Raw genomic sequence first — 21,197 nt, forward strand, 5'->3', positions numbered from 1 at the left:
ACCGTGGTCTGGGGAGTGGTCGCGGCGCTGCTGGCGAACGTCCTCTACAGCACCGGTTTCGTGCTGGAGAAGCGGGCGCTGGCCGGTCTGCCGCCGCTGCACGCCGCACGGCCGGGCCGGGCGCTGCGCCTGCTCGCCGGCAGTCCGCTGTGGATCGGCGGCGCGCTGGCCCTGGCCCTGGGCTTCGCCGCTCAGCTGGCCGTCTACCGGGTCCTGCCGATCGCGGCCGCGCAGGGGCTGTTCGTCTCCGGGCTGGTGCTGCTGCTCCTGCTCTCCTCGGTGGTGCTGGGCGAGCGGCTGACGGCCGCCGAGCGGCGGGGTGTCGCCGTCATCGGGCTGGCGCTGCTGATGTTGGTGGCTTCCCTGCACGACAGCAGCGAGCCGATCGCCCGCAGCGCTCCGGCCGGCACTCTGCTCGCGCTGTGCGTTCCGGCGCTCGCCCTCGGCCTGTGGCTGTACGGCACGGCCGAGCGGCGGGCCCGGCGGCGCCATCGGCCGCCGACGTCGGGTGTGGTGTACGCCGTGGCGATCGGGCTGTTGTACGGGGTGAGCTCGCTCGCGATCAAGGGCGTGTCAGGTCGGCTGGCCGCCACGGGGCTCGGCGACGCCGTCCCGGCTCTGCTCGTCTCCCCCTACCCCTACCTCCTGCTCCTCACCGGAGCTTTCGGTCTCGTGCTGTCACAGACCGCCCTGCAACGTTGCCGGGCCTCGCTGATCGTGCCCGTGTGCACCACCGTCACCTGCGTGTTCAGCGTGGCGAGCGGCACGGTCGCGTTCGGCGAACCGCTCCCGCAGGACCCGCTGCGGCTGACCCTGCGCCTGGGCGGCACCGCGCTCGCCCTGGCCGTCGTACTCACCCTGCCGCGTCACGACGCGCACCGCCCCGCCCCCGAAGGGAACCGCTCATGAAGCCCGACGACCCGCTGCTGAGGATCCTGGTCTGTCCGCTCGACAAGGGCCCACTAGTCCTGGACGAACCGGGTTCCGCGCTGTACAACCCCCGCCTGCGCCGCCGCTACCCCGTGATCGACGGCATCCCCCAACTGCTGCCCGACTCGGGGGAGCCGGCCTCGGACGAAGAACTGGCAGCACTCAGTACCCTGCCAACAGCGCACTGAGTGCCACAGACCTCGCTCTGGTGCTACGTTCGCGTCCATGAGCTCCAGCAGCGCGGCGCCCGGCCGCGACGAGAAGACGGAGGCCGGGGCGGCGAAGCCCCCGATGCGGGAGGCACTGGTCGCGGCGGCTTTCCAGCTGTTCCTGGAGCGGGGCTACGAGCAGACGACCGTCGACGACATCGTGGCGCTGGCCGGTGTCGGACGGCGGTCGTTCTTCCGCTACTTCCCGTCCAAGGAGGACGTGGTCTTCCCCGACCACGAGCGGTGCCTGGCCGACATGACGGCCTTCCTCGCCGCGAGCGGCGAGGAGCACGAGCCGGTGCAACGGGTGTGCGACGCGGCCCGGCTGGTGCTGCGCATGTACGCGGAGAACCCGACCTTCTCGGTGCAGCGCTACCGGCTCACCAAGCAGGTGCCGGGCCTGCGTGCCTACGAGCTGTCGGTGGTGTGGCGCTACGAGCGCGCCCTGGCCGAGTATCTGCGCGAGCGCTTCGCCGGCCGGCGCGACGGCACCCTGCAGGCCGATGTGATCGCCGCCGCCGTGGTCGCGGCGCACAACAACGCGCTGCGCTCCTGGCTGCGCTCGGACGGCCAGGGCGATGCGAGCGCCGCGGTGGACCACGCCCTGGGGTATGTGCAGACCGCCTTCGGCGCCGCCCCTCCCCCGAGCCCCGCCGGTGACGAGCAGCCCGAGGACGTGGTGGTCGTCGTGTCCCGGCGCGGCGCCCCGCTGTGGCGGGTCGTCCAGGAGATCGAGGCCACGCTCGGGCGCGACTGATCGAAATCCCGGACAGATTCAGGGTACGGAGTGCCTTTACGTGTGGCACTGAGTGCCATACGCTGACGCTGTGCACGGTGGCACGGTGAACCGGGCACGTGCGTGCACGGGTGTCCCGCGCACGTGGGATTCCGGCCGAGTGCAGGGAGTTGACCAGCGTGTACCACCACTCAGGAAGCGTTGTTGCTCGTCAGACCGCCGGTTCCGCGGCCGGCGTGCTCGATCCCGCGGCCCCGGGCACGGAGGCCGTTCTCTTCCAGCGCTGCACCTGGTGCGGCACCGCGATGTACCACCGGCTGCTGTGTCCGGTCTGCCAGGGCAGTGACCTGCGCACGGAGCGCAGCGAGGGCGTGGGGACGGTACGTCACTCCACGGTGGTCCACCGCAACACCCCCGCCGCGCGCAATGTGTCGCTCGTCGAGATGGCCGAGGGGTTCGTCGTGCGCGGCCGGGTCATGGGCCCGCCCATCGGCATCCACAGCGGGGACCGGGTCCGGCTGTCCACGGCGCAGGACCCGGTCCGGGGCGAGCCGGTGTTCCAGCTGATCGACGAGCCCTACCGGGCCTGGACCTGAGCCCCCTGACCGTCTGACCGTCCGCCTGACCGACCGTCTGAGCGCTTGCTGATCCCGGGGATCAACTCCGGTACGGCGACGGGGCGTCCCGTCTCGAAGCACCGGTTGGCGGCGAGCCCGACGGCCAGGGCCAGCGCGCCGTCGCGTTCGGTGGCCGTGGGGTGCGCGACCGCGCGTTCAGCCGTACCTGCGTCGGCCGCCCGCGCCGGATCGACGGGGCCGAACAGGGCGTCCAGCATGCGCGGGTCTCCCCCGCCGTGCGCCTCGTGGGCGGTCACGAGCGGGATGTCCACCGGAGGCCGCCACAGCGGACGCAGCGTGAGCCGTGCGCCGCCCGCGTGCTCGGCGGCCGTGTCTCCGTGCACCGCACCGCTGCCGGAGCCGATCCGGGTCCGGGGCGGCTGCCAGCGGCTCTCCTCGACCTCGAGTTCCAGCCGTCCGGCGCTGCCGTTGAACATGACCCGGTAGCCCTCCCACGGGGAGTACGCGGTGAGGTGGTACGTCATCGTCGCGCCCCGGGCGTATCGCACGAGGACGGCCATGTCGTCCTCGATGGAGACGGGCCCGCCGAAGACGTTGCGGTCGCGCAGGTACCCGTCGTCCCGCTCGGCGTCGAGGTAGAGAGCCCGTAGGGTGTCGTTGGCCGCCAGGTCCAGGGCGAAGGGGTCGTCGGCGGCCTGCTCGGCCCCGTGGGCGCGGTCGTAGTCCCGGCGCAGCCCATGGCGTTCGCCCGCCTCAGGGCCGTAGAAGCCGAGCCGCCCGTAGCCGAAGACGTCCCTCGGCTCGTCCCCGAGCCACCAGTTGACCAGGTCGAAGTGGTGGCTCGACTTGTGCACCATCAGGCCGCCGCTGTTGCGCTTGTCCCGGTGCCAGCGGCGGAAGTAGTCCGCGCCGTGGCGTACGTCGAGCAGCCACTCGAAGTGCACGGAGAGGACCTCGCCGATCGCGCCGTCGGCGAGCAGGTCGCGGACCTTCTCGTGCACGGGGTTGAAGCGGTAGTTGAAGGCGACGGTGAGGGAGTTGCCCGTCTCACGGACCGTGTCGAGGATGCGGGCGCAGCGGGCGGCGTCGACGGTCATCGGTTTCTCGGTCACGACGCGGCAGCCCGCTTTCAGGGCAGGGACGATGTAGCGATCGTGTTCCACGTCGATCGTGGTGACGACGACCTCGTCGATGTCCTCCGTGGCGAGCATGTCGGTGAAGCGGTCCGGCTCCCACCGGGTGGCGGCGGGTGCGCCGGCCTCGGCCAGCAGCCGGTTGTGGAAGGCCATCCGGGTGGGGCTGGGGTCGCAGAGGGCGGCGACGAGGTGGCCGGGGCGTTCGGCGAGGGCACGGGTGAAGGTCTGGGCGCGGTGGCCGGTGCCGACGACGGCGGTGCGACGGTGGGGAGTTCGGCTCATTGTGGTGGCCTTTCCCGTCGGCCGCCCACCCAGTCCTCAGCCACCGACCCGGTCATCGGTCGACCGCCCGGTCCATCATCGTTCCCTTCCTTCACAGGCAACGCACAAGCACCTCCTTCCGTCCTCTCGGAGTGAGGGCCCCGGGGCCGTCCTGGGGCGAGCGGAAGGAGGGGCACGTGATCCGTGCCCGGCGAATATGGGTCACCGCGGTGGCGTTACTCGCGGTGGTGGGGGCGTCGCCAGGGTGGGCTCAGGCTCAACAGGCGTCCGATGTACGGTCGTTGGGGGACTCGGTGGACAGCGGCGGCGGTCTGCCGCCGGACTGGAGCATCACCGGTGAGGGTTCCGCACGGAAGCTGATGTGGCGGTCCGACGAACGGGTGCCGATGGGGGACGCCCGGGTCGAGTTCTACGCCGGTGACCGGCTGCTCGGCCGTCCGGCGCCGGCGAAGGACGGGCGCACGTTCCGCCTCGGCCTCGACGGTGTCCCGCTGGCCTCCGTCGAGAACCTTCAAGTGCGGGCCGCAGGGCGCCGGTTGGACGCACCCGAGGTCAGCACCGGTCGAGGTGAACGCCAGGCGGTGACCACCCCGCAGCGACTGCCGGCGAACCCCGTCGACCCAGGCAAGCCGGGCGCGTACCGGACCGTCACCGGCGAGTACGACCTCGCCCCGGTACGGCTGCCCGGTTTCGCCCAGCCGGTCGAGATGCGTGCCGTGGTCGTGGCGCCCAAGGGTGCCGACGGCCGCCGGCCGCTCGCCCTGTTCCTGCACGGACGCCACTTCACCTGCTACACACCGCAGGGCGAGATCACCGGCGACTGGCCCTGCGCGGCCGGCTCCAAGCCGGTGCCGAGCCACCGCGGCTACCTGCGCGACCAGCGACTGCTGGCCTCCCAGGGCTATGTGACGGTGTCGATCTCCGCCAACGGCATCAACGGCCAGGACTGGCGCGCCGAGGACGGCGGCGCACAGGCCCGTTCGTCGCTCGTACGGCAGCATCTCGCCCGCTGGGCCGGCTGGTCCGCGCACCCGAGCACGGCACCGGCGGCCGTACGGCAGGCACCCAGGGCCGACCTGTCGCGTGTGCTGCTGGTGGGACACTCGCGGGGCGGCGAGGGCGTCAACCGGGCCGCGATGGACAGCCTTTACCCGCCGCCCGCGGACCAGGACGGTTATCACGGCCCGGTGTCCTGGCGGATCCGCGGCACCGTACTCATCGGCCCGACGATCTTCGGCCAGAACCCGGTCGCGGACGTGCCGTCGATGACGATCCTGCCGGGCTGTGACGGCGATGTCTCCGACCTGCAGGGTGAGGTGTACATCGACGGCACCCGCCAGGTCAGCCGCGGTGCCGCGCTGCACAGTGCCGTGTACATGGTGGGCGCCAACCACAACTACTTCAACAGCGAGTGGACGCCGGGGCAGGCCGAGGCGCCCGCCGACGACGACTTCTGGAGCGACGAGGAGGAGCGCGACCCGGTCTGCTCCCCCGGCACCAGGACCCGGCTGACCGCCGACCAGCAGCACAAGGCCGGCGCCACCTACATCGCGGCGGCGGCACGGCTGTTCGTCGCCCGGGACGACCGGGTTCGTCCGCTGCTCGACGGCTCCGGCCGCCGCGCGCCCTCGGCCGATCCCGCGCACGTCCTCACCCATGCCGTGGGCGCACGCCGCGGCGGCGGGTTCCTGCCGGACGGCAAGGTCACCGTGAGCGGAGGCCGGCTGTGCTCGGCGGTGGACCCGTCCGCGGCCAAGGCCTGTCTGTCGTCGGAGACGGCCGGTACCTCACCGCACTTCGCGCAGTGGGAGACCGACCGCGAGCCCGGCCGCCGCGCGGTCGCGCTGCGCTGGTCCGCGGCGGGCTCCGCCGCACGCATCCGACCCGACCGGCCGCTGTCCCTGGCGGGCGACAAGGCGCTGGCGCTGCGCGTCATCGTGCCGCCGAACAGCACCGGCACGCAGCTGGACGTCTCCGTCACCGACACCACCGGACGGCACCGGACCCTCGGCCGCGTGAAGGTCGACGGCCTGCCGGGGACGGACCGGACCGCCTCCTACTGGGCGCGCGAAGTACGCGTGCCGATCGGGGCCGACGACGCGGCCGCACTCGACCTGAAGCACGTCAAGTCCCTTGAGCTGACGCCGCGCACGCGGTCCGGGCGGGCCTGGCTGATGGACGCCTGGGGCTGGCGTCCGGGCACGCCCGAGGTGCGCGAGGCTCGGCTCCCCCGGGTCGACCTCGGCCGGCTGACCGTCAAGGAAGGGGACTCGGGCGTACGCACGTACCGGGTGCCGGCCCGGGTCTCGGGACAGGGCAGTGGGCAGGTCCGGCTGTTCGTCACCGACCCGGCCACGGGCGGTGTCAAGGACCGGCTGGTGACGGTCCGGCCGGGCACGCAGTCCATCGACGTACCGGTCAAGGTGGAGGGCAACACCCGCTACGGCTACGACACGGGCCAGGAAGTGTTCGTGAAGGCGGTCCGTACCGCCGTGGTCGGCGCCCATCTGGGCGGGGTGACCGTCGAGAACGACGACCCGATACCGACGATGTCCGTGACGCCGGTCGCCGACCGGGTGACCGAGGGTCAGCCGCTGAAGTGGCGGGTGACCTTGTCGGCGGTGGCCGACGCGGAGGTGGGCGGAGCATACGCCGTGGTGCCGGTCACCGACGGGCGGGAACTGTCGACGAAGGACGTCGACCCCCGCTGGCTCGAGGAGAACACCGGCGCGTCCCCGGATCCGGAACGGCCGTTGTCCAAGGTGGACGGCTTCTATGTCTGGGTGAGCGTCCCGGCGGGCCGGACGTCCGCGGAGCTGAGGATACCGACGGTCAAGGACCAGGTGGCCGAGCAGGCCGAGTCGCTGCGTCTGCAGGCGGCCGACGACTCCGGTGAGCCGCAGCCCGGCGCCCCGGTGATCACGGGCACGGTGCTGGACGGCTCGTGACACGGCACGCTGACGTCCGTGACCTCGGTCAGGGCGTCAGCGTGATCCGTATGCCGACTGTGCCGTTCACACCGCGGCGCAGTCGGCTGCCGAGCAGTGTGAGGCGGCCGGTGATCCCGTACTTGCGGGCGATGAGCCGGCGGTAGCGGGCGCTGGTCGCCTCGTCGCAGATCTCGGCGGTGGCGGGGACCTGGTCGCCGGTGGGCTTGCCGCGCAGGTCGCAGGGGCCGACGAGGACGTCGCCGCGGGCGCGGATCCGCTTGACCTTCCAGGAGTCGGCGACCGTCCAGACGCCGAGTGCGTCCGAGTCGCGGACCACCCAGACCGGTGTGGCGACACCGGTGCCGTTCTTGCGGTAGCTGGTGATGAGCAGGTACTTGCCCGCGCCGAGCTGCTCCAGCGACGTGTCGTCCATGGCGGGAAGTGTAGGCAGGGTGGGGCGCCGGACGTCGCCCCACCCCCGGCCCGGCTCAGTCGAGCGCCGCCACCATCCGCCGTACCCCCTCCGCGAGCAGCTCGGGTGACGTCGCCAGGTTCAGCCGTACGTGCCCCGCGCCGCCGGTCCCGAAGGGGATCCCGGAGTTGAGCGCGACCCGGCCGCGCTGGAGGAAGACCTCCGCCGGGTCGTCGCCGAGGCCGAGGGCGCGGCAGTCGAGCCAGGCGAGGTAGGTGGCCTCAGCGGGACGGTAGGTGATCGCCGGGAGGTGCTCGGCGAGGAGGTCCGCGAGCAGGCGACGGTTGTCGTCCAGGCCTGCCAGCAGGTGGTCGAGCCAGTCGGCGCCGTCGCGCAGGGCGGCGCTGTGGGCTATGACGCCGAGGTGGCTGGGTCCGTGGCTCACCTCTTCGGGCAGCCGGGCCAGGTCGGCTGCGGCCTCGGGGCCCGCGATGGCCAGGGCCGCCTTGAGGCCGGCCAGGTTCCATGCCTTGGACGCCGACATCAGCGACAGCCCGTTCTCGCCGCCGGGGACACTCAGGTACGGCACGAACTCGACTCCGCCGGCGGTGATCGGTGCGTGGATCTCGTCGGTGACGACGCGTACGCCGTGGCGGTCGGCGAGGGCGGCTACGGCGGCCAGTTCGCCGGCGGTGTGCACGGTACCGGTCGGGTTGTGGGGGCTGCACAGCAGGAAGGCGGCGCGTCGGCCGCCGCCCTCCGTCGCCCGGCGAAAGGTCTGTTGCAAGGTGTCGAGGTCGATGCGCAGGTCCGCGCCCAGCGGCGCCTCGATCACCCGCCGGTCCATGTGCTCGACGAACTGGTAGAACGGCGGATACACGGGCGAGTTCACCACGACCGGATCGCCCGGTCCGGTGACCAGTTTGAGCATCTCGACCACACCCAGCATCACGTCGGGCACGATCGCCGTCCGCTCCACGGCCGGCCCGTCCCAGCCCCAGCGCTTCTCCGCGAAACCGGCGAGCGCCTCGGCGTAGCCGGTGCCCGCCGGGTAGCCGGTGTCGCCGAGCGCGAGGGCGTCGGTGAGCGCGCGGACGACGGGTTCGGCGAGAGGTACGTCCATCTCCGCCACCCACAGCGGCAGGACGTCTTCGGGGTAGGCGCGCCACTTCATGCTCGTACGTCGTCGCAGCCGGTCGAGGGTGAGGGTGCGCAGGGGATTCGGTTCACCGGACGTTGCGTGCGGGATCCTGGTCATGGGGCACAAGATAGGTGGCCGTGCGGTGACCGGGAACGGCGCCGACGCGAGAAGGATCATCTGTGCGGTGAACACGGGCGTGCCGAGCTCCGTATGGAGAGAGGGTGCTCAACTCCGGGAGGGCCCCGCGGCGTTCACGCCGCGCTGTACTGGTTCGGGAGCCCTGCATGAGGCACGCACGACGACGTCTCGTCCGGCGAGTGACACGGCTGGCGGCCGTCGGCGGACTCCTCCTCGGAGGAACGATGGTCACACGCGCTGTGGCGAGCGAACCCCCCGACGGCTCCACCGGCCCACGCACCTACGCCGCTCCGGCCACCGACACCGGCAGCGACCTGGTCTCACGCCTGGGCTCTTCCCGTACGGCGGGCAGTTGGATCGGCTCCGACGGGAAGCCGGTCGTCGCGGTCACCGACGAGGCGGCGGCCGCCGAGGTGCGGCAGGCGGGCGCCGAGGCGAAGATGGTCGACCACAGCATGGACGAGCTGAATTCGGCGACGTCGACGCTGCGTTCGGCGCCCAGGGTGGCCGGCACGGCATGGGTCATGGACTACCGGTCCAACGAGGTGGTCGTACGGGGCGACAGCACCGTCTCGGCCACCGACTGGTCCCGGATGACGAAGCTCGCCGACGGCATGGGCGGCTTCGTCCGCATGGAGCGCACCGAGGGCACGTTCACGACACGGCTCAACGGCGCACTGCCGCTGCTGTCGACCGCCGGGCGCTGTTCGGCCGGTTTCAACGTCACCGACGGACAGCGCGACTTCATCCTCACGGCCGGGCACTGCGGGCCGGACGGTTCCGTGTGGTTCGCCGACAACCGGGGCACCCAGCAGATCGGCCGGACCGTCAAGCAGAACTTCCCCGGCGCGGACTTCTCCCTGGTGGAGTATGCGAGCGGGGACGCCGGCGCCGGCGCCGAGGTGGTGTCCATCGGGGACGGCAAGGGTGTGCGGATCACGGGTCTGGCCGACCCGGCGGTGGGGCAGCGGGTGTTCCGCAGCGGCAGCACGAGCGGGCTGCGCGACGGTGAGGTGACCGCGGTCAACGCGACGGTCAACTACCCGGAGGGCACGGTCACGGGGCTCATCGAGACGAACGTGTGCGCCGAACCCGGGGACAGCGGTGGCCCGATGTTCTCCGAGGGGATCGCGCTGGGTGTGACGTCGGGCGGCAGCGGCGACTGCAACGCGGGCGGCACGACCTTCTTCCAGCCGGTGACCAAGGCGCTGGACTCGCTCGGCATGAAGCTGATCGTCGCGGCACCGAACGGCTCCGGGCAGCAGAACGGCTCGCCCGCTCCGACACCCTCGGCGTCGGCCACACAGAGCGCGATCGCGCCCGGTGCGGCGTCGCCCGGCTCGTCGACCCCGATCATCGATGCGGATGCGTCGACCCTGTTGTCCAGGCTCACCGACCCGAAGAACGTCGGACCGGGGCTGCTGGTCATCGCGGGGAGCATGGTCGCGCTGGTGGCGGCCCGCTTCATCCGCGCGGAACAGGACCGCAAGGCGTACCGGCGCTACTACTCGGCGACCTGGGGCTGACGGGGCCGAGCTGTCACCCCAGGGTCAGGGTCAGCAGTGCGGTCGCCGCTGCCGCGCCGGAAGCCACAACTCCCGTCCATGCCACCGGGGCGACGAGGAGTGCGGCGGCGGTGGCGAGGACCAGCCCGCCGAGTTGGCCGATGAAGGTGACGGCGGCGAAGTGTGCGCGCCTGGAGAGCATGCCGCCGGCGAAGTCGATATGCCGTAGCAGACGGCCGAGGTCAGTGCGAGAAGGGCACCCATTGGATCAGGGGTGCCCTCGGAGGGTGTTCCGATGCGTGGCGAGGCGCTTCGAGGAAGATGCTCGGGCCTGTGCCCGGGAGGGTGCTCAGGCCGCCTTCGCCGGCTGTGGGACCGCGGCGGCCCACTCCAGGACGAGGCGCTGGTACTCCTCGCGCTCCTCGACGCTCAGTGTCCCGCCCGCCCGGCGCCACAGCGCCCGGATCTCCTCGTTGACCTCGTCAGCCGAGCGATCGGAGGCGAATTCAACAGTGGTGGACATGCTGTGAAGCATACGGCTCCCGGCGTGAAGGCACTGTGAGTAAGCTCGCACAATACGGACATTTTGGACCGTGTTGCTGATCACGTCCATCTGTCAACGCAGGGCGAGGAGTTCAGGCGTCCGCCGCCCCGAGCACCAGCACCTGGATCGCGAGAACGGCGGCACCACGCGCCCAGTCGTGGAAGTCGGACACCTTGGTCTCGAGGTCGATCGGCGCGGCCAGCGGGTGCCGGTGGGCGCGGATGGTCTCCGTCACAGTCCGGCCGGCGACGTCCATGAGGCCCACCCCCTCTCCGGCGAGCAGGATCTTCTGCGGCAGCACGAAGTTGCCGATCTGGGCGACCAGGGTGCCCAGCGCGCGGGCCGCCTCCTCGATGACACGGGAGGACATCGGCTCGCCCGCCGCGGCGAGCTCGAGGATCTCCTCGTATGTGCGGTCACGGCCGGTGGCGGCCTGCACCTGGTAGCGGATGTTGGGGATGGTCAGCAGGGAGACGGCGCTGCCGCGTGCCCCGTCGGGGGTGAGCGGACCGTTGGGGTTCACGATCCAGTGCCGCCCGAAACCCCGGTCCTCCTCGGCGTACGGCACCCGCTTGCCGCCCAGGACCAGCCCGTAGCCGATGCCGGCTCCGATGGTGAGGACGACGAAGCGGTCGAGGCCGCGGCCGGCGCCGAACCAGGTCTCGGCCTCGACGAGGGCGGCCACGTCGTTCTCCACGACGACCGGCAGTCCCGTGCGCTCCTCGACCAGTTCGGCGAGCGGGACGTCGCGCCAGTGCAGGAACGGTGACTCCCCGACCACGGCCCGGTCCTCGACGAGCCCGCCCACACCGATGCCGATGCCGGCGAGCCGGGGGTGACTGCCGGCGAGCTCGTCGGTCATCTCCCCCAGCACGTCCACGACCTCGGCGGGGTCCGGGGTGCCGAGAGGGCGGTCGTAGCGGGCGACGATCTCGCTCCTGAGGGTCGTGACGACGCCGTAGACCATGTCCTCGGTGATCTTGAAGCCGATGAAGGAGCGGGATTCGGCGACGACGTCCAGCGGCTGGGACGGGCGGCCCTGGCGCACCTCCGCCGGAGCGCCCGCCTCGGGGACCTCGACGAGGAGTCCCGACTCGATCAGCGGTTTGGTCAGCCGGGTGAGGCTGCCCGCGGACAGATCGAGCCGCCGGGCGAGTTCGGTGCGCGACACCGGGCCACCGAGGAGCACCTCGATCGCCACCGAGCGCTCACCGGGGCTGAGGGGAAGCCAGCTGGCGGCTACTGCGGTCATGGTCGTCAGGCTCCCACATGATTTTTTTCTCTACAAAAGCAACCAGGCCAGTCTATGGCGATCAGCATGGCTCGGAGAAGATGTTCGCACCCCTCTTGACGGCTGGATTCTTCCGCCACAAAAGTAAGTGGCCGAGGACGAGCCGCAGACGAGGGAGTCTCCCGATGACCATCGCCTCCAGCAGCCCTCCGTCACGTCTGCCCTTGGGCGGCGCGACGGGGGCAGGGACCAAGTCGAGGACGCGGCGGGCACGCTCCCGCGAGAACCAGGGGGACGGGCGGCTCGCCGCGGTGTTCATCGCTCCGGCGATGTTGGGCTTCCTGGTCTTCCTGCTCTGGCCGACGCTGCGGGGCGTCTATCTGAGCTTCACCCGCTTCAACCTGCTCACGCCGCCGGAGTGGGTGGGCCTGGACAACTACGTGCGGATGGTCAACGACCCGATCTTCTGGGACTCACTCACCGTCACCGTCGAGTACGTGGCCATCAACATCGGTGTGCAGACGGTCTCGGCGCTCGCCATCGCCGTGCTGCTGCAGCGGCTGACCCAGTCGGCGGTGCTGCGCGGGGTCGTACTCACGCCGTATCTGATGTCGAACGTCGTCGCCGGCATCGTCTGGCTCTGGATCCTGGACACCCAGCTCGGCATCGGCAACGAGATCATCGCCGGGCTCGGCTTCGACCGGATCCCGTTCCTGGCGGACGAGACCTGGGCGGTCCCGACGATCGCTCTGATCAATGTGTGGCGGCACGTCGGCTACACCGCGCTGCTGCTGTTCGCCGGTCTGATGGCGATACCGAACGACGTGTACGAGGCCGCGAAGGTGGACGGCGCGCGCGAGTGGCGGATGTTCTGGCGGATCACGATGCCCTTGCTGCGGCCGGTCCTGGCGGTCGTTCTGATCATGACGGTGATCGGTTCGTTCCAGGTGTTCGACACGGTCGCCGTGACGACCGCGGGCGGTCCCGCGAACGCCACGAACGTCCTGCAGTACTACATCTACGGCGCCGCCTTCGGCCGCTTCCAGTTCGGGTACGCCTCGGCGATGTCGGTGGCCCTGCTGGTCGTGCTGAGCGCGATCACCGTCCTGCAGTACCGGCTCACCCGGGCCGGCCAGAGCGACCTCGGCTGAGGGAAGGGAGACGCGACATGGCTGCCGTGGCAGACACCACGACCGTACGGCGCGTGAGGCGCAGGCCCTCCTTCGGGCGGGTGATGGCCTGGGCGGTGATGGCCGCCATCGTGCTCATCACGCTGCTGCCGTTCTACTGGATCCTGCGCACCGCGCTGTCCACGAACACCGCCCTCGCCGCCCACCCCGGCGATCCGCTGCCGGTGGACCTCACCACTGGAGGCTTCGAGCGGGCGCTCGGCCTGCAGTCGGCCGAGGAGGCGATCGCCCAGGGCGGTTCGGGCGGCGGGCTCAAGTTCTGGCGCTATCTGATCAATTCGGTGATCGTTTCGACCCTGATCACCGTGTGCCAGATCTTCTTCTCCGCCATGGCCGCGTACGCCTTCGCCCGGCTGCGCTGGCGCGGACGGGAGAAGGTGTTCGGGCTGTTCCTGGCCGGGCTGATGGTGCCGACCATCTTCACGCTGCTGCCCAACTTCGTGCTGATCAAGCAACTCGGCCTGGTGGACAACCTGTTGGGCGTGGCGCTGCCGACGATGTTCATGACGCCGTTCGCGGTGTTCTTCCTGCGGCAGTTCTTCATGAACGTGCCGCGGGAGGTGGAGGAGGCCGCCCTGCTGGACGGGGCCGGGAAGATCCGGATCTTCTTCCGGGTGATGCTGCCGATGGCGTCCACCCCGATCCTCACGCTGGGACTGCTGACGTACATCACCGCCTGGAACGACTACTTCTGGCCGCTGATGGTGTCCTACAGCGACAGTTCGCGCGTGCTCACCGTGGCGCTGGCCATCTTCCGGGCGCAGACCCCGCAGACCGGCTACGACTGGTCCGGCCTGATGGCGGCCACGCTCATCGCCGCGCTCCCGATGCTCGCGCTCTTCGGCTGCTTCGCACGCCGCATCGTCAGTTCCATCAGCTTCACCGGCGTCAAGTAAGGGGACAGGGATGCGAGTTCGTATGCGTACGGCCGTGGCGCTCGTGGGGGCGCTGGCACTGTCCCTGGCCACCGGCTGCGCGAAGGACGGCGCGGCCGGGTCGGGCGCAAACACGGTGACGTACTGGCTGTGGGACGCCAATCAACTGCCCGCGTACCAGGCCTGTGCGAAGGGGTTCGAGAAGGAGAATCCGGGCCTGAAGGTGAAGATCACCCAGATGGGCTGGGCCGACTACTGGACCAAGCTCACCGCCAGCTTCATCGCCGGCACCGAGCCGGACGTCTTCACCGACCACATCCAGAGGTTCGGGCAGTTCGCCGACCTGAACGTGCTCGAACCGCTGGACGACCTGAACATCGACGACTCCGCCTACCAGGCGGGGCTCGCCGCCAACTGGAAGGGCCAGGACGGTCATCGCTACGGCGCGCCCAAGGACTGGGACACCGTCGCCCTCTTCTACAACCAGAAGATGGTCAAGGAGGCCGGGCTCACCGGCGAGGAGCTCGACACCCTCTCCTGGAACCCGAAGGACGGCGGCACCTTCGAAAAGGCCATCGCGCACCTGACGGTCGACAAGAACGGCAAGCGCGGGGACGAGAAGGGCTTCGACAAGAAGAACGTCAAGGTCTACGGGCTGGCCACGGCCGGCGCGGGCGACGGCGACGGGCAGACCACGTGGAGCCCGTTCACCGGCTCGGCGGGCTGGCACTACACGGACAAGGCGCGCTGGGGCACCGAGTACCAGTACGACAGCAAGACGTTCCAGTCGGTGGTCGACTGGTACTTCGGGCTGGCGAAGAAGGGCTACCTCGCGCCCTTCACCGACTACACCGACGGCGCCAACCCGGCCAACGCCCAGGTCGCCTCCGGTAAGGCGGCGACCTCCTTCGACGGTGCCTGGATGATCTCCACGTACTACGGCACCAAGGGCCTCGACGTCGGCACCGCACCCACACCGGTCGGCCCGACCGGCAAGCGGGCCACCATGATGAACGGCCTCGCCGACTCCATCACCAAGGACGCCCGCAACAAGGCGGGCGCGAAGAAGTGGGTCCAGTACCTGGCCTCGAACGAGTGCCAGAAGACCGTCGGCAGTTACGGCATCGTCTTCCCCGCGACCCCTGACGGCACCCAGGCGGCCGTGGCGGCGTACAAGAAGAAGGGCATCGACGTGTCCGCGTTCACCGAACCGGTCACCGACAAGAAGAACTCCACCACGTTCTCCTTCCCGATCACCGACTACGCGGCGGACGTGTACTCCCTGATGCGCCCCGCGATGCAGGGGGTCTTCGCCAACGACGCCCCGGTGAGCGGTCTGACCAAGACCAACGACCAGATCAACCTGATCCTCTCCCAGTGATCTCTCCACCAGTGAAGGGCACTTGCTCCATGACGTTCTCCCTCGGCATCGTCGGCGCCGGCCAGTTCTCCGGCCAGTTCGCCACGCTGTTCCAGGCCCACCCCGGTGTCAGCGACGTGTACGTCACCGATCTGCTGCCCGAGCGGGCCGAGCAGCTCGCCGACGCACAGGGACTGGCCGGCACCTTCCCCTCGTACGAGGCCATGCTGGAGTCGAAGGCCGTCGACGCCGTCGCGATCTTCACCCAGCGCTGGACCCACGGCCCGCTGGTGCTCCAAGGCCTGAACGCCGGCAAGCACGTCTACTCCGCGGTCCCCATGGCGATCACCACGGAGGAGATCGCGGCGATCATCGACGCGGTCAAGGCGACCGGCCTGACCTACATGATGGGCGAGACCAGCCAGTACAACCCGGCGACGGTGCACGCCCGCAACCAGATCGCCGAGGGCGCCTTCGGGCGGCTCTTCTACGCCGAGGGCGACTACGTCCACGACATGGACCTGGGGTTCTACGAGGCGTACCAGTACAGCGGCGGCGAGACCTGGAAGGCGACCGCCAGCTATCCCCCGCTGCTGTATCCGACGCATGCGGTCGGCGGTGTGCTGGGGGCTTGGCAGACGCACGCGGTCAGCGTGTCGGCGATCGGGGTGGTGGACGACCGCGGCGACGGCGTCTTCGACAGGTCCGTCAGCCAGTTCGACAACGACGTGTCCAACGCGACCGCGCTGTTCGAGGTCGCGGGCGGCGGCTCGTTCCGTACGAACGAGTTCCGGCGGGTCGGCTATCCCTCGCACATACGGGAGTCGCGCTTCAGGTTCTTCGGCACCGAGGCGAGCATGGAGCAGCTCGCGACGGTGGCCCTGTGGCAGGACAAGAAGGGGGTCAAGGACATCAGCGAGCTGCTGGAGCCCAAGCCCACCATGGCTCCTGACGACCCGTCACTCCAGCACATCTCGCCGGATCTGCGGGCCGCCTTCACCTCGGGTTCGGCGCCGGTGCACGACCGGTCGCGGCTGCCTCGACAGTTCGACAACCTGCACAACGGCCATGAGGGCAGCCACCACTTCCTGGTGGACGACTTCGTGACGGCCGTCAACACCCGCACCCTGCCGTCCGTGAACGCGTGGGTCGCGGCCCGCTACACCCTGCCGGGCATCGTCGCGCACGAGTCCGCGCGGCAGGGCGGGGTCAGGCTGGAGATCCCGGACTTCGGGGACGCCCCCGAGGCGTGACGTTCCTGCGTGAGCCGGGTGCCTGTGCTGCCTCAGGTGCCCGGCTTGCGGCCGTAGACGAAGACGTCGTCGCCGTTCTTCAGCAGCGACCAGTACTTCTTCGCGACGGTCTTGGTCATGTTGACGCAGCCGTGCGAACCCGGCGGGTTCCACATGCTGACGCCGACCGAGTGGAAGGCCTGGCCGCCGTCGAAGAACTGGGAGTACGGCATCGGCACGTTGTAGATGCTCGACACATGGTCGATGTCCCGCCAGTAGATCTTCTTCAGTCCTGTGCGCGTCTCGTACCCGTTGCGGCCGGTGCGGACCGGTACGGGGCCGTACACCAGCCTGTCCCCGTCCTGGATCCAGCTCAGCTGGAGCGTGAGGTTCACACAGGCGATACGACCCTTGTTGACGGGGCACTTGCCGTCCCTGTTCGGGTTGTTGCCGACGACCTTCTGCTTGTTCATGAGGTCCATCACGCCCCAGGTGACGGAACCCGCGTAGCCGGCGTTCGGGGTGATGCCGTGCTTGGTCTGGAAGGCCTGGATGGCCTTGCAGTCGGCGGTGGACTGCTGGCCGTCGACCGGTCGGCCGAGGAACTTCTCCACCTGCTTCTGGTAGGGCCCGGTCTGCGTCGTACAGCTCGCGGCCTGCGCCGGCGCGGCGCCGAGCGCGAGCGTGAGCGGTGCGACCAGTCCTCCGGTGATGCCGAGTGCGACTGCTCGCCGTCTGCGTATGTCCGCCATGACCAGGCCTCTCCCCATGTGATTCGTGCGTTCTCTGCCAGCTAGACAGGTGCGCGGGGTCGTGGGTTGTGGGCCTGGCGCGGCTGTGACCAAACGGTGAAATTGTGCCTACGCTGCCGTTAGGACCCCGTACTGGCCTCGCCGGCCGGGGACTGACGGGTGAGTCGGCTGCCGGCGCTGTTCGGGCTGCGCGATGCGCACAGCGGGGCATCCATGACCGGTGCGACCACCGAGTCGACCTGCTCGCCGACGCCCTCGACGCGCTGGGGGGCGACCGGCGATCGTCGTAGCCAAGGCCGGGACCGTGAACAGCTCACGCTGCTCGTGATGGTCCGGGTCGGCGTCGTCTGTTTCACGCTCGCTGAGGCATTCCTGACGCCGACCGTGTGCGGCGGGACGCCCGGGCTGCGGGCGGCGTTCAGCGACTGGCGTGTGTCCGAGGCCGACACGGATCAGGGGTCGCCGGGATCGCTTCCGGGCTCGACGGCATGTGTGGTGTCGGGAAGTCCTGAGCAGGCGACGGCCGCCATGCCCCATGGAGGCCCGCCTCGCCCGTGCGGATAACATCGAGGTCCGCCATGGTTCCCAGCAGAGGCGACGTTCATGGATCCGGCCGCGGTGTCTCCGCCCCCAGCCGGCATCAGCCTGCGCCAATTGCTGATGGCCCTGGGTGACACTCTGGTGGAGGCGCAGGCCGCTCCCGCCGGGCTCGACGTCGAGATACGGGGCGTTGCCCTGCTCGACCCCGAGGACCCTCCGACCGCGCAGCCGGGCGAGTTGGTCCTCGTCATCGGTGCCCGTGGCCGAGCCGCCCTTCCCGCGCTGCGGGCCGCCGCACGGGACGGAGCCGCAGCCGTCGTGGTCAAACTGGACGGTCCCGGCCAGGCCGCGGCCCTCAGCGAGACCGCCGCCGAGGCCGGGGTGGCCCTGCTGTCGCTGCGCAGTGAAGCGCGCTGGGAGCAGGTGAACACATTGGCCCGCGCCGCCCTCGACCACGCCCCTCCGGGATATCCCGGAGAAGGAGCGGACGAGGGCGACCTGTTCTCGCTCGCCCAGACCACCGCCATCCTGACCAGCGGCATCGTCAGCATCGAGGACGCCGCCAACCGGGTGCTGGCCTACTCCCGCTCCACCGACTCCGACGAGATCGACGACCTGCGGCGGCGCTCCATCCTCGGCTGGCAGGGACCGGAGGCGTATCTGGCCAAGCTGCGCGAGTGGGGCGTGTTCCAGCACCTGCACTCCAGCGACCAGGTGATCGGTATCGACAGCCACCCGGAGCTGGGGATCCGCCGCCGGCTCGCGGTGGCGATCCGGTCCGGGGACCGGCAGCTGGGCACCATCTGGGTGCAGGAGGGCTCGACGCCTCTGTCCGACCACTCGGAGCAGGCACTTCTGGGCGCCGCCCGGGTCGCCGCGCACCACCTGGTGCGCCGCCGCCGGGAGCTCTCGGAGGACCTGACGCTCACCCGGACCCTGCTGGCCGGACTGCTGGAGGGGAGCACCGGGCCACAGCCACTCGCCACCCACCTGGGATTCGACGCCGGCCTCCCGGCCGCCGTCCTGGGGTTCTCGTACGGGACCGCGGAGGTCGTCGCCGCGCCGGAGACGAGTCCTGTCGGCGCCGCACCGGAGCTGACCCACACCGAGGTCACCAACCTGATCTCGGTGCACATCGCCGCACGGCACCGCAGCGCGTTGGTCACCCAGCTCGACCCCCGTATCTATGTGCTTCTGCCCCAGCTGCCCCGCAGTATCGACACGGACACACTGCGCGGCTGGGGCCAGGAGATCACCGACGCGGCACGCCGCCACCTGGGTCTGCCGCTGCGGGGCTCGGTCGGCTGCCTGGTGTCCCGGCTCGGCGACGTCCCCGAGTCACGCCGGGAGTCCGACCGCATCCTCGACGCCATGATGGGCGCCGGCCTTCCCACCGCGGTCGCCGCGCTGCCCGACATCCAGGCGGAAGTGCTGGTCAGCGAGATGCTGACGCTGCTCTCCAGCCACCCCGAGATACGGGATCCACGGCTGACCGCCCTGGTGGCACACGACAGCGCCCATCAGGGCCGGCTGGCCGAGTCCCTGCTGGTCTACCTGAACGCCCTCGGCGACGTCCGGGAGGCCGCCGCCCAGCTGCACGTGCACCCCAACACGCTGCGCTACCGCCTTCGCCGGGCCGAGGAGCTGACCGGTCTCGATCTGAGCCGTCCCGACCAGCGTCTGCTGGCCATGCTCCAGCTGCGGCTGCCAGCCACCGACTGACGCCGACCGCGCATTGGCCGCTCGTACAGGCATTGCGGTCCAGTTTGTTCGTCCTTCACAAACACGTCGCCCCACGGCCCCCCATACGCTTGCGCAAATCCATTTCCCCAAGTGACACGGCTCACCTCCCACGAAGAGACGGAGCGGGACACCTGCTCCATGCCGTGAACGCTTTCCCCGGGCGCCGACTCCCCCTCAGGCCCTCCCAACCACTCAATGGATGTCGACATGACTACACGTCCCCTCGGTTCTCTCCCCCCTGATACCGCACCACCCGCAGCTGGGCAGCCCCCGGAGCAGGCTGGTCTGCGGGCCGGTCTCAAGAACCGCCATCTGTCGATGATCGCCATCGGCGGGGTGATCGGCGCCGGTCTCTTCGTGGGTTCCGCCTCCGGTATCGCCGCCGCCGGACCCGGCATCCTGGTGTCGTACGTGCTGGTCGGCGCCCTGGTCGTCTTCGTGATGCGGATGCTCGGCGAGATGGCCGCGGCCAATCCCTCCTCCGGCTCCTTCTCCGCCTACGCGGACCGGGCGCTCGGTCGCTGGGCCGGGTTCTCGATCGGCTGGCTGTACTGGTTCTTCTGGGTCGTCGTACTCGCCGTGGAGGCGACCGCGGGTGCCGTGATCCTGGAGGGATGGGTGCCGGCCGTACCGCAGTGGGCCTGGGCGCTGATCGTGATGGTGGTGCTCACCGCGACGAACCTGGCCTCGGTCGGCTCCTTCGGCGAGTTCGAGTTCTGGTTCGCGGGCATCAAGGTCGTCGCCATATCGGGCTTCATCGTCCTGGGCGGCCTGGCGATCTTCGGTGTGCTGCCCGGCTCCGACCACGCCGCGACCGGCTTCGGCAATCTCACCGAGCACGGCGGTTTCCTGCCCAACGGGCCCGGCACGATCCTCACCGGCATCCTGCTGGTCGTCTTCTCCTTCATGGGCAGCGAGATCGTCACCCTCGCCGCCGGTGAGTCCCCGGACGCGCGGCGGGCCGTCGCCAAGGCCACCCGCAGCGTGATCTGGCGGGTCGGCGTGTTCTACGTCGGCTCGATCCTGGTCGTGGTCTCGCTGCTGCCGTGGAACGACCCCTCGATCAAGAAGCACGGCTCGTACGTGGCGGCCCTGGACTCGATCGGTATCCCGCACGCCGGGCAGATCATGAACGTGGTCGTGCTGACGGCCGTGCTGTCCTGTCTCAACTCCGGCCTCTACACCGCCTCCCGCATGGCCTTCTCCCTCGGCCAGCGCGGCGACGCCCCCCAGTCCTTCGTCCGCACCAACTCCCGCGGTGTCCCGCAGGCGGCGATCCTGGCCTCGGTGGCCTTCGGCTTCGTCGCGGTCGTCTTCAACTACCTGTGGAAGGACACCGTCTTCCAGTTCCTGCTGAACTCCTCGGGCGCGGTGGCGCTCTTCGTGTGGCTGGTCATCTGCTTCTCGCAACTGCGGATGCGGGGGATCATCCTGCGCGAGAGCCCGGACAAGCTGGTGGTCCGGATGTGGCTGTTCCCGTATCTGACGTGGGCGACGATCGCGATGATCTCGTTCGTGCTCGTCTACATGCTCACCGACGACAGCGAGGGCGGTGGCCGCAGTCAGGTCCTGCTCTCCGTGCTCGTCGCCGCCCTGGTGATCGGGATCTCGGTGGTACGGGAGCGGATCCGCGGCAACGGCACGAAGGAGACGGTCGCGCCGCGGTAGCCACCGCGACCCGCGTACAGCGTTCCAGGGGCTCCCCGCCACGTCGGCGGGGAGCCGTTCCATGG

19 protein-coding genes are annotated in these 21,197 nt (G+C 70.2%); 12 read left to right on the plus strand and 7 right to left on the minus strand.

Annotated elements, in window-relative coordinates:
* The first annotated feature begins 3 nt into the window (after window positions 1-3).
* The 4 genes from EHO50_RS38665 (at window position 4) to EHO50_RS38680 (ending at window position 2,471) form a co-directional block, all read left to right on the plus strand.
* Window positions 4-909 carry a DMT family transporter gene (locus EHO50_RS38665; RefSeq protein ID WP_246101808.1) on the plus strand — a complete coding sequence of 302 codons (906 nt, stop codon included), beginning with the start codon at window positions 4-6 and terminating at the stop codon, window positions 907-909.
* Window positions 906-1,118, plus strand: coding sequence for a Trm112 family protein (locus tag EHO50_RS38670; protein WP_128436513.1), 213 nt, complete (start codon window positions 906-908; stop codon window positions 1,116-1,118). The genes EHO50_RS38665 and EHO50_RS38670 overlap by 4 nt, the downstream gene beginning before the upstream one ends.
* Window positions 1,119-1,155: 37 nt before the next feature.
* A complete protein-coding gene (locus EHO50_RS38675; protein WP_128436514.1) occupies window positions 1,156-1,896 on the plus strand; it encodes a TetR family transcriptional regulator in 741 nt (246 codons plus the stop codon).
* A 158-nt stretch (window positions 1,897-2,054) separates the two neighbouring features.
* Window positions 2,055-2,471: a Zn-ribbon domain-containing OB-fold protein gene (locus tag EHO50_RS38680; RefSeq protein ID WP_128436515.1), complete on the plus strand. Its 417-nt coding sequence runs from the start codon at window positions 2,055-2,057 to the stop codon at window positions 2,469-2,471.
* On the opposite strand, the gene EHO50_RS38685 is transcribed toward EHO50_RS38680, so the two are convergent.
* Window positions 2,453-3,871, minus strand: coding sequence for a Gfo/Idh/MocA family protein (locus EHO50_RS38685; protein ID WP_246101809.1), 1,419 nt, complete (start codon window positions 3,869-3,871; stop codon window positions 2,453-2,455). The two genes, EHO50_RS38680 and EHO50_RS38685, sit on opposite strands and share 19 nt — an antisense overlap.
* 176 nt (window positions 3,872-4,047) lie before the next feature.
* Between EHO50_RS38685 and EHO50_RS38690 the strand changes: the two genes are divergently transcribed.
* Window positions 4,048-6,819: an alpha/beta hydrolase gene (locus EHO50_RS38690; RefSeq protein ID WP_128436516.1), complete on the plus strand. Its 2,772-nt coding sequence runs from the start codon at window positions 4,048-4,050 to the stop codon at window positions 6,817-6,819.
* 28 nt (window positions 6,820-6,847) lie between these two features.
* On the opposite strand, the gene EHO50_RS38695 is transcribed toward EHO50_RS38690, so the two are convergent.
* Window positions 6,848-7,234: a PPOX class F420-dependent oxidoreductase gene (locus EHO50_RS38695; protein WP_128436517.1), complete on the minus strand. Its 387-nt coding sequence runs from the start codon at window positions 7,232-7,234 to the stop codon at window positions 6,848-6,850.
* A 55-nt stretch (window positions 7,235-7,289) separates the two neighbouring features.
* Window positions 7,290-8,471: a MalY/PatB family protein gene (locus EHO50_RS38700; RefSeq protein WP_128436518.1), complete on the minus strand. Its 1,182-nt coding sequence runs from the start codon at window positions 8,469-8,471 to the stop codon at window positions 7,290-7,292.
* 167 nt (window positions 8,472-8,638) lie between these two features.
* Here EHO50_RS38700 and EHO50_RS38705 point away from each other — a divergent pair, with 167 nt between their 5' ends.
* Window positions 8,639-10,018 (plus strand): S1 family peptidase, encoded by a 1,380-nt coding sequence (locus EHO50_RS38705; protein ID WP_128436519.1) that lies wholly within the window; start codon window positions 8,639-8,641, stop codon window positions 10,016-10,018.
* A 13-nt stretch (window positions 10,019-10,031) separates the two neighbouring features.
* On the opposite strand, the gene EHO50_RS45475 is transcribed toward EHO50_RS38705, so the two are convergent.
* The 3 genes from EHO50_RS45475 to EHO50_RS38720 form a co-directional block, all read right to left on the minus strand.
* Window positions 10,032-10,199, minus strand: a complete 168-nt coding sequence (locus tag EHO50_RS45475) for a hypothetical protein (protein ID WP_246101810.1) — start codon at window positions 10,197-10,199, stop codon at window positions 10,032-10,034.
* A gap of 147 nt (window positions 10,200-10,346) precedes the next feature.
* Window positions 10,347-10,532 (minus strand): hypothetical protein, encoded by a 186-nt coding sequence (locus EHO50_RS38715; RefSeq protein WP_128436520.1) that lies wholly within the window; start codon window positions 10,530-10,532, stop codon window positions 10,347-10,349.
* A gap of 100 nt (window positions 10,533-10,632) precedes the next feature.
* Window positions 10,633-11,793: an ROK family transcriptional regulator gene (locus EHO50_RS38720; protein WP_128436521.1), complete on the minus strand. Its 1,161-nt coding sequence runs from the start codon at window positions 11,791-11,793 to the stop codon at window positions 10,633-10,635.
* A gap of 164 nt (window positions 11,794-11,957) precedes the next feature.
* On the opposite strand from EHO50_RS38720, the gene EHO50_RS38725 reads away from it, so the two are divergent.
* From EHO50_RS38725 to EHO50_RS38740, 4 genes are read left to right on the plus strand one after another with little or no spacing between them, the layout of a single operon-like run.
* Window positions 11,958-12,923 carry a carbohydrate ABC transporter permease gene (locus EHO50_RS38725; RefSeq protein WP_128436522.1) on the plus strand — a complete coding sequence of 322 codons (966 nt, stop codon included), beginning with the start codon at window positions 11,958-11,960 and terminating at the stop codon, window positions 12,921-12,923.
* 17 nt (window positions 12,924-12,940) lie between these two features.
* On the plus strand, window positions 12,941-13,858 hold the full coding sequence (locus EHO50_RS38730; protein ID WP_128436523.1) for a carbohydrate ABC transporter permease: 918 nt from the start codon (window positions 12,941-12,943) through the stop codon (window positions 13,856-13,858).
* 10 nt (window positions 13,859-13,868) lie between these two features.
* On the plus strand, window positions 13,869-15,218 hold the full coding sequence (locus EHO50_RS38735; RefSeq protein WP_181449772.1) for an ABC transporter substrate-binding protein: 1,350 nt from the start codon (window positions 13,869-13,871) through the stop codon (window positions 15,216-15,218).
* Window positions 15,219-15,247: 29 nt separating this feature from the next.
* On the plus strand, window positions 15,248-16,450 hold the full coding sequence (locus EHO50_RS38740) for a Gfo/Idh/MocA family protein (RefSeq protein ID WP_128436524.1): 1,203 nt from the start codon (window positions 15,248-15,250) through the stop codon (window positions 16,448-16,450).
* A gap of 32 nt (window positions 16,451-16,482) precedes the next feature.
* Here the strand turns inward: EHO50_RS38740 and EHO50_RS38745 are convergent, their stop codons facing one another.
* Window positions 16,483-17,181, minus strand: a complete 699-nt coding sequence (locus EHO50_RS38745; protein WP_128436525.1) for a L,D-transpeptidase family protein — start codon at window positions 17,179-17,181, stop codon at window positions 16,483-16,485.
* Window positions 17,182-17,784: 603 nt separating this feature from the next.
* Here EHO50_RS38745 and EHO50_RS38755 point away from each other — a divergent pair.
* Together EHO50_RS38755 and EHO50_RS38760 are read left to right on the plus strand one after the other, a co-directional pair.
* A complete protein-coding gene (locus EHO50_RS38755) occupies window positions 17,785-19,443 on the plus strand; it encodes a PucR family transcriptional regulator (RefSeq protein ID WP_128436527.1) in 1,659 nt (552 codons plus the stop codon).
* Between the two features lie 228 nt (window positions 19,444-19,671).
* Complete coding sequence (locus EHO50_RS38760; protein WP_128436528.1) at window positions 19,672-21,132, plus strand: amino acid permease; 1,461 nt, start codon at window positions 19,672-19,674, stop codon at window positions 21,130-21,132.
* The last annotated feature ends 65 nt before the right edge of the window (window positions 21,133-21,197 follow it).

The sequence above is a fragment of the Streptomyces cyaneus genome (genome assembly GCF_004028635.1).
GTDB lineage: Bacteria > Actinomycetota > Actinomycetes > Streptomycetales > Streptomycetaceae > Streptomyces > Streptomyces cyaneus.